The organism is uncultured Nostoc sp. (assembly GCF_964245575.1).
Lineage (GTDB): Bacteria > Cyanobacteriota > Cyanobacteriia > Cyanobacteriales > Nostocaceae > Nostoc.
Genome location: NZ_CAXTNP010000020.1, coordinates 1 through 14,730, shown reverse-complemented (window position 1 = coordinate 14,730; position 14,730 = coordinate 1). Strand labels below are relative to the sequence as shown.

Below are 14,730 nucleotides of genomic sequence, written 5' to 3'. Positions count from 1 at the left end.
ATTTTTGTTAAATACCTAAGACATGATAAAGGCTGAAGAATTTATTTATCATCCTTCAGCCTTTATGCTTCAGACTTTAGACTTTAAACAGTCGTGATGTCTTTTTCTTTTTCTGCCAAGAGTGCGTCTATTTTGGCGATATACTCGTTTGTCAGTTTCTGCAAGTTGTCTTGTTGGTCTTTTGATTCATCTTTGGAGATTTCAGAGGCTTTCTCCTGCTTGCGAATCGAGTCTATGCCATCGCGGCGGATGTTGCGAATAGCAACACGACCCTCTTCAGCATATTTAGTAGCCATTTTGACGAATTCTTTACGGCGATCGCTGGTTAAAGGCGGAATATTCAGCCGAATTACAGAACCATCGTTGCTGGGGGTTAAACCCACATCTGAGAGGGAAATAGCTTTCTCAACGATGTTTAGGGTATTACGCTCATAGGGCTGAATCAGAATTGTCGAGGCATCTGGCGTGCTAATATTTGCCAGTGATTTTAAGGGCGTAGGCGAACCGTAATAGTCCACTAATACCTTATCTAATAGACTCGCATTGGCGCGACCAGTGCGAATCGTGTTAAAAGCTCGTTGAGTTGACTCAACAGAACTTTGCATTTTACTTTTCGCGTCAGCTAATATCACAAGAACCTCCCACAAGGGTACCGATGGATTCTCCCAAGACGGCTCGGTGGATGTTACCTCGCACCGTTAGGTCAAATACCAGAATTGGGATATTATTTTCTTTACACAAGGCGATCGCAGTACTATCCATCACCCGCAAATCTTTGGCTAAAACGTGCGCGTAGGTGAGGCTATTGTAACGCTTGGCGTCAGGATAAATATGAGGATCAGCATCATACACCCCATCTACTTTGGTGGCTTTAAAAATCACTTCAGCATCAATTTCTGCGGCTCTTAATGCCGCAGTTGTATCTGTAGTAAAGAAGGGATTTCCAGAACCAGCACCAAAAATTACCACCCGCCCTTTTTCAAGATGACGGATGGCACGACGACGGATATAAGGTTCTGCTAATTCTTGCATAGCGATCGCAGTTTGCACCCGTGTCTGTACTTTTATCCGTTCCAGCGAATCTTGCAACGTCATGGCATTCATTACCGTGGCAATCATCCCAATATAGTCAGCAGTTGCCCTGTCCATCCCCGCCGACGCTGCTTTGACGCCACGAAAAATATTGCCGCCGCCAACAACGATGGCCATTTGAACGCCAGTGCTTATCACCTCTGCTACTTCCTCAGCTATTCCCTTGACCACTTCTGGATCAATGCCATAGCCCATGTTGCCCATTAAGGCTTCACCGCTCAGTTTGAGTAAAACCCGTCGGTAATTCGTTCCCATGAAGTTCCGCTTTATCAAAAAAGTTGCAATTGCCTCCAATTTAAGATAGCAGTTACAGGGACTATCTATGTCTAGTTACGCCAAATCAATGTAGTACCTATTGGTTCTGTTTGTGGTATATCTATTTCTTCACCAAGAAACAGAGAAGTGATCGCAGTTCTCAAATAATCCTTTCCCACCGATAATGGTTCTTGAGGATGATCGTCAATTTTCCCTTTGTAGCGTACTATACCATTAGTATCTATTAAAAATGCCATTGGTGTTTTTGTAGCACCAAAACTGCGGGTTACATCTTGCGTCGAGTCCCACAGGTAAGGAAAGTTCAAATCGTGACGCTGGGTAAAAGCTTTCATATTTTTAAAGCTTGGCCTAGTCTCGTGATTACCATCACTACCATTCATACCAATTAGTGTGAACCCTTTCGGGGCAAATTCGGCTTGAATGTTTTTTAATCTGTCTATATACCACTCTACATAAGGACAGTGGTTACACATAGAAATAACGCCCACTGCTCGGAACTTCTCAAGATAACGCCTGAGATGGTGTACTTGCTCATCAATTCCTGGCAGTTCAAAATCGGGTGCATAGCTCCCAATGGGAGTATCGATTGTTTCTAGTAGATTCATGTTTTCTGGCTCGCAGAATTAGGAACAAGAAAAAGATTGTTAAATTCAGCGTCAGTTTCCAGTTGCAAACCACCCCTTAGCCGATGCCTCATATTTGACAATGTTATAGACTCGCATTAGCGATCGTAAATTGTGAAACTACTGAATCTAGCACTGATGCTAATTCGCTCACATTTAAAAATAGCGAAAATATTATTCACATTGTAGAAGTTATGATTTCTAATACTGACATAATCATAAGTTGTGAGTAAATTACCTCTATCAACAAGACGGAAATCTATGCTGGATAAAACTATCAGCCTAGAAGCTTTCGTGGTGTCTGTCTAAGCTATCACTAAAGCAAAGGATTTACTTTGAAAATCTGATAAATTTTATTCAAATTCAAAACAATTTTACTTGCGTTTTGCGGCTGAAAGGCTTTTACCCTTGTATTTATCAAATTTTTTATGACAACCTCAAGTTCAAAAACAGCACTTACCTCTACAAAAACCTGGATTTGGCAAGATTTCCCTATCTGCTATCAAACCCAAGGAAGCATTGGGCCAGCTGTTGTTCTGGTGCATGGATTTGGCGCTTCTTGGTGGCATTGGCGAAAGAATATTCCGGTATTAGCACAAAGTTGCCGTGTTTATGCGATCGATTTAATTGGTTTTGGTGCTTCTGCAAAACCTCAACCTGGTGAAAAAATTGCCTATACCCTAGAAACCTGGGGACAGCAGGTAGCAGATTTTTGCCGCGAAGTAGTGGGTGAGCCAGCTTTTTTAGTCGGAAATTCTATAGGCTGTATTGTAGCTATGCAAGCAGCAGTAAGCAACCCAGATATTGCTTTGGGAGTTGCTTTGCTCAACTGTTCTTTACGGCTGTTACACGATCGCAAACGGGTAACTTTACCTTGGTCTCGTCGTTTCGGAGCGCCTCTACTGCAACGCCTCTTATCTATCAAACCAGTTGGTGATTTCTTTTTCAATCAACTCGCCAAACCGAAAACGGTGCGGAAAATTCTGCTACAAGCTTATGCGAATGCTGAGATGGTGACAGATGAGTTGGTAGATATTCTCACTTCACCAGCAAGCGATCCGGGGGCTGTGGCTGTGTTCCTTGCCTTTACTTCTTATTCTACAGGGCCTCTACCAGAAGACCTTTTACCACTGTTAGCTTGTCCTGCGATTATTTTGTGGGGAACGGCTGATCCGTGGGAACCAATTAAATTAGGGAGAGAATTAGCTAACTTTCCGCAAGTAGAAAAGTTTATTCCTTTAGAGGGAGTGGGGCATTGTCCGCAGGATGAAGCGCCGGAGTTAGTCAATCCGATTTTACTCGATTGGATTTTGGAGCGATCGCGGTAATAGACTCGGCAGAATTTTCATGTAATGGGTGGTATTGAATATAATAATCGCCTATATAGAAAACGATTTATTTTTCTAAAAACCTGACGCTCACTTAGTACCCGGAGATTTAGTAGAGAAAGAGTTCTGAGCAACATCGTATGAGATCCACTCTGACTGCAACGAATTTGACCGACATTGAATTTTCACTCCCTTGCCTGTAAGCCCATTCGAGAATTTATGGTTTTCTTCAATGCTCAAGACTTTTCCGAAGTAACTGTTGTCATTTTTGTCATAGAGATCAGTACCAATAACTATTGTGTTCGACTGGGAACAGGAAGCAAGGAGAAGAAAGAGCAAGAGAGATTCTAAAATTGGGAATCGTTTCATAGTTGAGAAAGTGAGTAAGGTATTAACCAAACAGGAATTGAGGTACGATGCCCAATATCCTAGTCACATCTATAACTTGTCTAGATTATCCTGACAAGAGCCACGAGTTGTTTTTTATTGAATTTGCTGAAAGCCATCTCTAGCAATAGTTGTGAGAACCACAACCGTACAAGTCAGTTACATAGTGCTACCAAGATATAGTCCGATTTACTCAACCCTGAAACGTTGCAGGCTATTTTTTTGGGACTTACGCACAGGTAATGGAAAACGAACCGCAGAGGACGCAGAGGTCACGGAGGAATGAGAGTTTGAGAGGGTTTTTGCGTAAGTCCTATTATTAACTAACGATGAATTTTTGGCACTATCTCTTATTTGATCAATTAGGAATAGCACTCAAAAAAATTAGTAACTAAGAATTAAGTGACTTAAAAAGAAAGCAAGCGCTGCACTACCCAAGGGAACTGTCAAATTGTCAATACCCAAAAATGAAACAGCCTCTAAAGCCGTAGCTATAACTGCTACTAACAGTGATACTGCCCAAGTTTGCCAACTGTTTCCTTGAGTTGCAATTAAAATCAAACTACAGACGACATAGCTAACGAGCATCATAGTCAGGGAGCCTTCCCAACTTTTTTCTGTCCCAAAAACTTTATACTTATGTTTACCAAAGCGTTGCCCAATCAAGGCTGCTAATCCATCTCCCCAAGTCATTATCAAAATTCCTAGTGCTGCGTACTGAGGTTGTTGCAAGTACCAGAACCAGGCAACTAAAATACCGAAACTGACAGAGTAAAAAAAAGTCCCTAAACTTTGGCGTCCAACGCTATTAATACCAGGAAGAATAGGCAATCGGTATGATAATAAGGTAATTGCACTGGCTAAAATAGAAGCTGTAATCCCAACACTGGCGGGAATATCAAGCCACCAAGCGATTAAAATCACATTACCAGTGCCAATATGAACAATCTTCCGCACGATTTCTGGCTTGTCGGCGAAGCGGTTTACCACCCATGCAATCAGGAGGATGAGTAATACCCAAATTGCAGCCGACGCAATTTGCAGCCAGAAAACTGGAATTGAGGTGAAGTCAGAAAATGTAATTAACAAAGATGCAACAAATGAAAATTTTTACCTCTGTTACTAATTTATAAGATTTGGGTAACTGCAATGAAACTATTATTGATTTGGCTGATTCGGGGCTACCGAATGTTTATCTCGCCGTTGTTTCTCCCGACTTGTCGCTTTCAACCAACTTGTTCGATGTATGCTATTCAAGCCATTGAACGATTTGGAGTCTTGCGTGGTGGGTGGATGGCAACTAGGCGGATTTTGCGCTGTCATCCGTTTCATCCAGGTGGTTACGATCCTGTGCCAGAGGTGGTAGAAAAGGTAAAAGAGCAGTAATTTAGTACAAATTTGTTAAATTTAGGGAAGGGGAGATGGGGGAGATGACAAGAACGGTAAATTATTAAAGGAAGTGTTCGTGGGTATAGCCATTTGGGGAGATGTCAACAGCTGAGGTTGTCATCTAATTTGAGAAGGTTGAATAATTTAATTTAGACTTACCATGATTAATCCTACTGCGATTTCTATACCCGATCCACAAATTCCTACTCCTGGCCCGAGTCCGCTACCGAGTCCCAATCCTGAACCGAACCCGTTACCGAGTCCCGAACCTGTACCGGGGCCAGCTATACCCCAACCCTTACCGGGACCTGTACCAGAACCAGTACCTGCTCCGATTCCTCAAACAGTACCTGCTCCCATTCCCCAAACCATACCGGAACCTGTTTGAATTATCTTGGTAATGTAATCCAAAATCCAAAATCCAAAATCCAAGATGCTAAGAGCCGGAATTGTCGGACTTCCCAACGTCGGAAAATCTACTTTATTTAATGCTGTAGTTGCTAATGCCAAAGCTGAAGCAGCTAACTTCCCTTTTTGCACGATTGAACCGAATGTCGGCGTTGTCGCAGTACCGGATGAACGGTTAAATGTTCTTGCTAAGATTGCCAGTTCGGCACAAATTATCCCGGCGCGAGTTGAATTTGTCGATATTGCCGGTTTAGTTAAAGGTGCAAGTCAGGGTGAGGGACTAGGGAATCAATTCCTGTCCCACATCCGGGAAGTTGATGCGATCGTCCATGTAGTACGTTGTTTTGAAAATGACGATATTATCCATGTTGCTGGTTCTGTTGATCCAGCGCGAGATATTGAAATCATTAATATAGAACTGGGTTTATCAGATTTAGCACAAATTGAGCGGCGAATTGACCGTACTCGCAAACAAGCTCGTACCAGCAAAGATGCACAGTTTGAAGTCTCAGTTTTAGAAAAATTAGCTGCGGCTTTAAATGAAGGTAAATCAGTGCGTCAGGTGAGCTTGAATGAAGAAGAAACAGAAATTATTAAAGGATTAGAACTGCTCACTTATAAGCCGATTATCTACGCCGCGAATGTGTCTGAAGATGAGTTGGCAACTGGTAATCATTTTGTGGAAACAGTACGGCAAATTGCAGCAACTGAAAATGCCCAAGTTGTGATAGTTTCGGCTCAAGTTGAAGCTGAATTAGTGGAATTACCAGAGTCAGATAAAGCTGATTTTCTTGCGTCTTTAGGTGTGGAAGAAGGCGGTTTGAAATCATTGATTCGGGCAACTTATATGCTTTTAGGCTTGCGGACATATTTCACCTGCGGCCCCAAAGAAACCCGCGCTTGGACAATTAATGCTGGAATGTCTGCACCTCAAGCTGCTGGTGTAATCCACAGTGATTTTGAACGGGGATTTATTCGCGCTGAAACTGTTGCTTATAAAGATTTGGTAACAACTGGTTCGATGAATGCTGCGAAGGAAAAAGGGTTGGTTCGCAGTGAAGGGAAAGAGTATGTTGTGCAAGAAGGGGATGTAATGTTGTTCCGATTTAATGTGTAGGGGTAATTAATAAATGGCCGTTATCGATAAGATAATGGTCAAGCTACACTGAGTTGCGATCGCACTGTAACCCTTGACACTCCTTAAGAAAGTTGCTAGGCGATCGCACCCTCAACAAGCTAAAAGTGGGTAGGCAGACAGAATGTCCGCCTATTCTCATAATCATTGGACATAGTTCAGCTATTTCCACCCACAATATATAAATATGAACCCAAGTTCTCATCATCTGTACCAACAATCACACCGCCTTTTGCACCTGGAATAAGTTCCATACCTTCAATTTTGTGGTAATCAGAGCGGTAAAGGGGAACAAGTTGAGGATTTTGCCGCCATGCAATTTTGTTACCACGAAATCCTAAGTAACCAGCGACATACACAGCTGACTGAAATGGCCCATCATCTCCGGCATCACTTGCTGAGGTGATGTATACAATTCCTACCGGGTCTACCTTAATATCTGAAATATGACGAACTTTGCCAGATGGAAACGGTACTTTCAGATTGGCAGAGCCTGCGAGAGTAATTTGATATTTAGCTAAATCAAACATTCCCCAAAAAATAGTTGCTGGTTGTTCTCCTTCTCCTCGATGTCCCCAAATAGCAACTAATTTGCCATCTATATTTTGTAATCCAAATGCTTCAAAATTATTTCCTTGAATAATTCCTGGTAAATTGAATTCATTGATAATAGAGATAGTCTTCTTGGCAGGCTCTAACCTGATGTAATAAGCTTTTCCAGAACTACTTAAAGTGATAAATGAGAACTTTGTTTTTTCTGGAACAGATGTTAAAGCTTCTAAGTCGATGGGCAATTCTATGTTATTTGGCCAGCTTAATGGGAAATATTCAGGTTGGTTTTTACCCTTAATGCTGATGATTGCTAAACGACCTTGGTTTTTTTGTTTGTTGTCATGGGCAATCAGAAAATCGAGCGTATTGTTTTGTTGCTCTATCAAAGCCATACCACTGATACCGAAAGGGATACCACCGCGAACCGGACGCCAATCTTGCGCCCAAACTTGCTGGGATATGACTAACAATGCACCTAAGACTACTATATTGATGATTAACCTAAGAAACCGAGGCATATTGATTTAGCCAAGCTGTGAGTATCAGTAAAAGGATGCTCAATCATATCAAATCCCAATATGCTTGGGTTTCACTTCGTTTAACCCAACCTACAATTATCTTTAACCCAAGCGTATTGATATCAAATCCAGGAAATTCGCACCCACATCAATAAAGCTGTCTTTTGTAGTTACAGCCATCAGGATACTTACGTAATTACTTGAGTCACGATAATACTTTTTGTAAAGAAAGCAATAATTCGTTGACAGTATAGGGCTTTGACAAAAATGTATTGACACCAGTAGCAGCTACTGCACTGAGCTTATTGTCAGACATAAGTCCACTGCTGGCAATAATTCTGACTTGGGGGTTGATTTTTCGCAGGGTACGGATGGCAGTTAAACCATCTAGCGAGGGCAGCATAATATCCATTAGTACAGCACTAATTTTATCGCTATTTTTAGCGTACAGCGCGATCGCTTCAATGCCATCACTGGCAACTAAGGTTTTGTAGTTGTGAGCTTCTAATGATGTTCTCGTAATCTCTTGAATTGCAGCTTCATCATCCACAACCAAAATCAATTCTCCATGTCCTGTCTGTAGTGGCAATTCTTCTGGAGTAAATGTTTCCATCCCCCCCACTGCTGGCAAGTAAACCTTAAAACTTGTGCCACTTCCCAGTTCACTATACACGTCCACAAAACCTCCGTGGCTTTTAACTATCCCCAGCACGGTGGAAAGTCCTAAACCAGTGCCTTGTCCCACATCTTTTGTGGTAAAGAATGGCTCGAAAATTCTATCTAATATTTCTCTCGGAATCCCACTTCCAGTATCGAAAACAGTAATTACTATGTAAGGCCCCTCTTTGGCTTCCAGGTTCAGGCGGGCATAATTTTCGTCAATAAACAGATTCTCAGCAGAGATGCTCAAACTACCGCCATTGGCCATAGCATCGCGGGCGTTAACGCAGAGGTTCATCAGCACTTGATGCAGTTGGGTGCTATCTCCAGAAACCATCCACAAATCTTGCGGTACATCAGTGCTGATTTCTATGGATTTGGGAAATGTCTCTTTGAGAATCTTGGCTAGTTCCACAATCAGATGTCTGAGTTGCAAAGTGATACGCTTCCCTTCTACACCCCGCGCAAAGGACAGCACCTGTTTGACTAAATCAGCACCGCGTCTAGCGTTGATTTCCAAAATTTCTAGTAGATGGCGAGTTCGCTCATCTGCATTAGGAAATTTGAGTGGTAGCAGTTGCGCTCCTGCCAAAATTGGTGTCAGGATATTGTTGAGGTCGTGAGCAATGCCACTAGCTAAAGTGCCAATACTTTCCAAACGTTGGGCGCGAAACAATTGGGCTTCTAGGTGTTTTTTATCAGTAATATCTGTGTCAACGGTGAGAATTGATTTGGGTTTCCCTTGTTCATCGCACACTAGACTCCAGCGACTAGCAACAAGGATTTCCTTATCCATTTTAGTAAGTTTAGTTAACTCGCCCTGCCACTTTCCTTTACTAACAACTTGTAAAAGAGCCGCTTCAATTTCTGGTGAAAATTCGTCATACAAAAGCTCACTAGCATTTTTGCCCCAAGCTTCTGTAGCTTTCCAGCCGTAAAGTGTTTCTGCGCCTTTGTTCCAGAAGATAATTTGATTGTTTAAATTTCGCAGGCAAATGGCATCTGTGGTCACATCAAGTAATGCTGCTTGTTCGCGGATTTTTTCTTGTGCCAATTTGCGATCGCGTAGCGCAGCTTGCTGTTCGCGTAGTGCGGCTTGTCGTTCGCTAATATCAATACTGGCGCATGTCACGCCAACAACTTCTTGCGACTCATTCCGTAATGGCTCAACTGTCAAATCGTAATATCGAGTTGTATCTTTGATTGTTATTGATACTTCCTCTCGCGTTCCTATGCCAGTGGTTAACACTCCACGTTTAATTGTGGTGAGACGTTGAGCATCTTCAACTGGGATTATATCCAAGTCTTGTTTGCCCAACATTTCTTCAACAGTTAATCCATCGGAGGGATTGTAAACCCAGGTGTACCGTAACTCGCAATCTTGGTTGTAGACAAAGATGGGAGAGTTTTTCAGGGCAACCCGAAATCGTTCCTCACTCTGTTGCAGTGCGTTGTCTGCCCGTTGACGCTCAATGGCATAACGCATTGAACGCACCAGCAAGTCGCCAGTTACTTGCCCTTTCACCAAATAATCTTGCGCTCCTTCTTGCATTGCCCTAATTGCTAGGGTTTCATCGTCTATACCCGTCAGCACAATTATCGGAGTGGCTTTTGCTTGATGGTGAGCGATGACAAAGGTTTTCAGTCCCTGGCTATCTGGCAGCGAGAGGTCTAACAGAATTATATCAAAAATTTCCTTTGCTAGGTAGTCGAATGCTTCTGAAAGCCGCACAACACGGATCAAATCAACTACAACTGTGGTAACTTCCTTTAAAAACTCTTGTAATAAAAAGACATCACCAGGGTTATCTTCTACTAATAAAACTTTAATATTTTTACCTGCCATTTTCATTACTCCGGTGGCAGTTTTACGATCGCAAACCAAAAATTTTCTATTGATTGGACAATTTTAACGAATTGATCGAAATCTACTGGTTTAGTTATGTAACAGTTGGCAGAAAGGTTATAAGCTTTGAGAATGTCTTCTTGAGTTTGGGAAGTCGTCAAAACTACTACAGGAATTCGTTTGAGGTTTTCATCTCCTTTCATTTCTGCTAATACCTCCCGCCCATCTTTTCTGGGCAGGTTGAAATCGAGCAACACAATATCTGGATGGGCTGCTTTGACATATTTTTCCTGTTTTCGCAAGAATGCCATTGCCTCCACACCATCTTCGACCACATTCAGGTGAATCGAGATTTTGCTATCTTCCAGGGCGATGCGTGTGAGTTGGGCATCGCCAGGATTGTCTTCTACTAACAAAACCTGAATAGGCATAATCGCTGTTATGGTGCTCACGATTGCTTAAGAGCTATATCTGGAATTGTGAAGTAGAAAGTCGAGCCTTGACCCGGTTTTGACTCAACCCAGATTCGGCCGCCGTGGCGTTCTATAATTTTCTTACAAATTGCCAGACCAATTCCAGTACCTGGATACTTGCCTCTACCATGCAAGCGCTGAAAGATTATAAAAATTCGTTCAGCATACTGAGATTCCAAACCAATTGCATTATCACGCACCCAGAACAACCATTCATCTGCCGACGGGATAACATTTAAACTTTCCCCATCTAGATTTATATCTCCCTTGGCTACTCCGATGTGAATTCGTGGCTGCTGATTCTGGCAAAATTTGATCGCGTTGGCGATTAGGTTTTGAAATACTTGTGTCAGTTGGGTAGCATCAGCCATCACTTGAGGTAGAGTCTCATGAGTGACAACTGCTTTACTCTCGGCGATCGCCAGTTGGAGATTAGCGATCGCTCCCGCTAAGACAACATTACAATCAACTTGCATAAAGGGCTGTCCCCGGCTGCTGACGCGGGAATAGTTCAACAGATCGTTGATTAGCGTCTGCATCCGGCGGGCCCCATCTACAGCGTAGGTGATAAACTGATCGGCATTGGCATCAAGTTGACTTTTGTATCTTCGCTCTAGTAGTTGTAAATAACTCGTTACCATCCGCAATGGCTCTTGCAAGTCATGGGAAGCGACATAGGCAAATTGTTCCAATTCCGCATTAGAACGAGCGAGTTCCTGACTTTGCTGGCTTTCTTTTTCTAGTAGTTGCGCTTGAGATAAAGCAATCCCAATTTGGTTCCCTAGTTGCTGTAACAACTCTGTCTCAAAGTTATTCCACTGTCGAGGTGCAGCACACTGATGAGCCAGCAACAAGCCCCAAATGCTGTCCCTAACCAGAATTGGCACTACGAGGTTAGCTCTGACAGCAAACTGCTGAAGAAATTCTCGATGGCATGGTTGAAGATCAGCAGCTTGAATGTCTTTCATCGCACTGATTCTTCCCTGGCGATATCTTTCTAGGTATTCTTCTTTAAAACAAGGGTCGAAAATATTTTTTCCCAAAATTACCGGCCAACCAGGTAGCACCGCCTCTTGCACTACTGTTCCCGAACCATCAGCTTGCAGTTGAAAAATTAAAACTCGGTCAGCTTGTAGTAGTTTCTGTACTTCAGTAACCGTGGTTTTGAGGATTTCGTCTATTTGTAAAGATTCTCGAATTTTCAGGGTGATTTCAGCAAATAATTGCGATCGCAAATTCTGCCACTTTAATTCCTCATCTGCCTGCTTGCGCTCTGTGATATCAGTATAGGAACCCACCATCCGGAGTATATCACCCGACGCGTCCCAAAGTGCCTGTCCTCGATCTAGAATCCACTTATAGCTGCCGTCTTGGCACTGGACTCGATATTCACAAACGTAAAACGGTGTTTTCTTAGCAAAGTGGTCTTGGAAGGCTTGAAGTACCCAATCTCGCTCATCGGGGTGGATTCGTTTTGTCCATTCATCCCAACCGTTGGAAACTTCGTGGTCTTTATAACCGAGCATTTCCTTCCACCGAGTTGAGAAGAACACTTCATTAGTCTTGAGGTTCCAGTCCCAAATACCATCATTATTACCATGTAATGCTAATTGCCAGCGTTCTTCACTCTCTCGTAGTGCTTCTGCTGTTCGTTGTCGTTCAGTAATGTCTTGGAAATAAACAGACAAGCCGTCTTTTGCAGGATAGGCGTGGACTTGAAGCCAGCACTTTTGTGGCGGATAAAACTCCTCAAATTCCACACTTACCTGTTCTAAGATTGCCCTGTGATACTCACGATGGAATGTTGTGTCTATGAGTTCTGGAAATACCTCCCAAATGTTTTTACCCAAAAGTTCATTCTGGGTTTTTTGCAATAACAGTTCTGCTTGACCATTAATGTAAGTAAATCGCCACTTTTTATCTAAGGCAAAAAACGCATCAGTGATGCTTTCGAGCAAATTAGCAATGCGGATTCTGGCAGCTTCAGACTCGGCGTGTGCTGCTTGCTGGTGCGCCATTAGTTTATCGGTAACTTCAGATACCTCAGTTACATAACGCCTGAGTTCTAATTGGTCGATTACCAAGCGGCTCAGAGCTACAAGCGCCTCCACTTGTTTTTGGCTCAATTCTTTTGGAACTTGGTCAATTACACACAGAGTTCCCAGCATATCTCCCTGCGGCGTAATTAGGGGTACACCTGCATAAAACCGCACATAGGGATAGCCAGTTACTGCCGCATTATTTGCCAATTTTTCATCAGCTAGAGTATCAGGAACCACTACAACGTTACGCCGCTCTTCGCAAAGGTAAGATAACCCAACACTGCGGGGCATTTCTGATACATCTAAACCGACTTTTGCCTTAAACCATTGACGGTTTTCATCAATTAAATTTACCAAGGAGATGGGAGTGCCACAAATAAATGCCGCTAACTGAGCAAGATTGTCGTAAGCTTCTTCGGGTTCGGTGTCAAGAATTTGATACTGGCGGAGGGCTTCTAGCCTTGCCATTTCTGTATCAATTTGTCCAGCTTTCATTAATTTTTATTAATAAATTTCAATGTAATATTCATTGTTAAGAAATTTCAATATAGGGTGTGTTATATCAATTTGCAATTCGCAATTCGCAATGACGCTCGAATGCAAGAGCGTGCCGTAGGCAAGAATCGCTAACGCAACGCTTTCGGAATTCGCATGTATAGTGTGTTATGCCGTAGGCTAACGCACCCTACAAACGATTTATATTTCTTCATCTACATTGAATTTTTCTCGCCGACTTACTTACACAATTTTACTTAAATAATGCAAAAAATGTTGACGACAAATTACCCTATCCAAATTGAACTGTTGCAGGGGTTTTAAAAAATATCGGCACTAGGTAAAATATACCGACAGTTATGTTAAGAATACGAACAAAGTTGTTTACTGATGTCAGGTAGAGATTTATTTCATGAAGCGGTAAAAAATACACTCTAGAAAGAAAATAAAATAATTCGTAATTACGTTTTGTAATGGGGATTTCAGTTAGGTATCGAAACGTGCTGCCGTCGTTAGGCAGGGGAATTAAACCCCCAAAATTGATTAAATGTAGGTTGAATTGCAATACGGTTCGGTTAAGATCCCCCCGCCTACGGCGACCCCCGATAAATTGGGGGTAAAAGAGGCTTGGAAGCCTCCCAATTTATCGGGGGGTTGGGGGGATCTTCAAAATATAAAAACGTTAACCGAACCGTATTGGGCTGGGTTGAGGCAATGCATTACCCAACAACATAATCGATGTTGGGTTTCCTTACTTTAACCCAACTTACATTTAATGCACAAATTTAAGCTTGACACTGCATTAGATTTATGCAGGAAGTGGATTATTGCAGCAAAGGAGTTGTGCCGTTACCGTTAGTTGAGGCATTCACAATTGCAGCTTGAGCAGGTTGAGTGGAAAGAACCGCTACAACTGGAGCAACTTTTGAACTAGATTGTTTATTTCTTTTTCCATTAGAGCCACCAGCTTTGGAATACTCTATACTGTTTCTGCCGTAGATAGTTGCAACTCCACTTAGCATTCGTTCAGACATTTCACTGAGGGCTTTATCCATCTGGATTATTGTTTTACGCGATTCTTCAAGATTGGACACAAGCGTGTTATGAGCTTCTAACGTCGCACGGGTAGTGTTGAGCAGGTGGTTGTAGGCTTCAATGGTTAATCCATGTCCTAAATCCAGATTTTCATCAACGGATTTAAGCAAGGCGAGACGAAGTTGGGCTTTGTCAACAGCAGCAGAACCACGAGTTCTTAAAGACATGAGATATCCTTTTTTTTTAAAATTCCTTTTTCAACATAGTGGAGTATGCTTTTGCCTGAGATGGGTAGTTTTGGGGATTTATTTCATTAAAAGTTCAACGAAATAATTACGAGTTTGTCTGTATTTTTACTCATTTTTCATATCGATTTGTTGTTTGAGAATAAGTGCAATCAACAAATGCGTACGCCGAATCAACAAATGCGTACGCCGAATCAACAAATGCGTACGCCGAATCAACAAATGC

General features: G+C 42.3%; 14 protein-coding genes. 4 read left to right on the top strand and 10 right to left on the bottom strand.

Annotated features, from left to right (window positions below; translation table 11 throughout):
• Positions 1 to 83: 83 nt before the first annotated feature.
• The 3 genes from frr to ACFFAP_RS05315 form a co-directional block, all read right to left on the bottom strand.
• A complete protein-coding gene (gene frr, locus ACFFAP_RS05325) occupies positions 84 to 632 on the bottom strand; it encodes a ribosome recycling factor (protein WP_375510246.1) in 549 nt (182 codons plus the stop codon).
• Positions 619 to 1,347, bottom strand: coding sequence for a UMP kinase (gene pyrH, locus ACFFAP_RS05320; RefSeq protein ID WP_334998183.1), 729 nt, complete (start codon positions 1,345 to 1,347; stop codon positions 619 to 621). The genes frr and pyrH overlap by 14 nt, the downstream gene beginning before the upstream one ends.
• A 71-nt stretch (positions 1,348 to 1,418) precedes the next feature.
• Positions 1,419 to 1,973, bottom strand: coding sequence for a thioredoxin family protein (locus tag ACFFAP_RS05315; RefSeq protein ID WP_375510245.1), 555 nt, complete (start codon positions 1,971 to 1,973; stop codon positions 1,419 to 1,421).
• Between the two features lie 446 nt (positions 1,974 to 2,419).
• Between ACFFAP_RS05315 and ACFFAP_RS05310 the strand changes: the two genes are divergently transcribed.
• On the top strand, positions 2,420 to 3,319 hold the full coding sequence (locus ACFFAP_RS05310) for an alpha/beta fold hydrolase (protein WP_375510244.1): 900 nt from the start codon (positions 2,420 to 2,422) through the stop codon (positions 3,317 to 3,319).
• Positions 3,320 to 4,090: 771 nt separating this feature from the next.
• Here the strand turns inward: ACFFAP_RS05310 and ACFFAP_RS05305 are convergent.
• Positions 4,091 to 4,795, bottom strand: a complete 705-nt coding sequence (locus tag ACFFAP_RS05305; RefSeq protein ID WP_375510243.1) for a diacylglycerol/polyprenol kinase family protein — start codon at positions 4,793 to 4,795, stop codon at positions 4,091 to 4,093.
• Between the two features lie 60 nt (positions 4,796 to 4,855).
• Between ACFFAP_RS05305 and yidD the strand changes: the two genes are divergently transcribed.
• From yidD to ychF, 3 genes are all read left to right on the top strand, one after another.
• Positions 4,856 to 5,092 (top strand): membrane protein insertion efficiency factor YidD, encoded by a 237-nt coding sequence (gene yidD, locus ACFFAP_RS05300; RefSeq protein WP_334977793.1) that lies wholly within the window; start codon positions 4,856 to 4,858, stop codon positions 5,090 to 5,092.
• Positions 5,093 to 5,255: 163 nt separating this feature from the next.
• Positions 5,256 to 5,483: a hypothetical protein gene (locus ACFFAP_RS05295; protein ID WP_334693680.1), complete on the top strand. Its 228-nt coding sequence runs from the start codon at positions 5,256 to 5,258 to the stop codon at positions 5,481 to 5,483.
• A 45-nt stretch (positions 5,484 to 5,528) separates the two neighbouring features.
• The gene (gene ychF / locus ACFFAP_RS05290; protein WP_292823730.1) at positions 5,529 to 6,620 is read left to right on the top strand and encodes a redox-regulated ATPase YchF; all 1,092 of its coding nucleotides are present in this window, start codon (positions 5,529 to 5,531) and stop codon (positions 6,618 to 6,620) included.
• A 43-nt stretch (positions 6,621 to 6,663) separates the two neighbouring features.
• Here ychF and ACFFAP_RS05285 read toward each other — a convergent pair whose 3' ends face one another.
• The 6 genes from ACFFAP_RS05285 to ACFFAP_RS05260 all read right to left on the bottom strand — a co-directional run bounded on the left by ACFFAP_RS05285 (position 6,664) and on the right by ACFFAP_RS05260 (position 14,486).
• Positions 6,664 to 6,786 carry a hypothetical protein gene (locus tag ACFFAP_RS05285; RefSeq protein WP_375510242.1) on the bottom strand — a complete coding sequence of 41 codons (123 nt, stop codon included), beginning with the start codon at positions 6,784 to 6,786 and terminating at the stop codon, positions 6,664 to 6,666.
• 10 nt (positions 6,787 to 6,796) lie between these two features.
• Positions 6,797 to 7,708, bottom strand: a complete 912-nt coding sequence (locus ACFFAP_RS05280) for a hypothetical protein (RefSeq protein ID WP_375510241.1) — start codon at positions 7,706 to 7,708, stop codon at positions 6,797 to 6,799.
• Positions 7,709 to 7,913: 205 nt separating this feature from the next.
• The gene (locus ACFFAP_RS05275; protein WP_375510240.1) at positions 7,914 to 10,214 is read right to left on the bottom strand and encodes a response regulator; all 2,301 of its coding nucleotides are present in this window, start codon (positions 10,212 to 10,214) and stop codon (positions 7,914 to 7,916) included.
• 5 nt (positions 10,215 to 10,219) lie between these two features.
• Complete coding sequence (locus ACFFAP_RS05270; RefSeq protein WP_375510239.1) at positions 10,220 to 10,666, bottom strand: response regulator; 447 nt, start codon at positions 10,664 to 10,666, stop codon at positions 10,220 to 10,222.
• The gene (locus tag ACFFAP_RS05265) at positions 10,663 to 13,224 is read right to left on the bottom strand and encodes a GAF domain-containing protein (protein WP_375510238.1); all 2,562 of its coding nucleotides are present in this window, start codon (positions 13,222 to 13,224) and stop codon (positions 10,663 to 10,665) included. Before ACFFAP_RS05265 ends, ACFFAP_RS05270 begins: the two co-directional genes overlap by 4 nt.
• 824 nt (positions 13,225 to 14,048) lie before the next feature.
• The gene (locus tag ACFFAP_RS05260; RefSeq protein ID WP_375510237.1) at positions 14,049 to 14,486 is read right to left on the bottom strand and encodes a hypothetical protein; all 438 of its coding nucleotides are present in this window, start codon (positions 14,484 to 14,486) and stop codon (positions 14,049 to 14,051) included.
• Positions 14,487 to 14,730 lie beyond the last annotated feature (244 nt).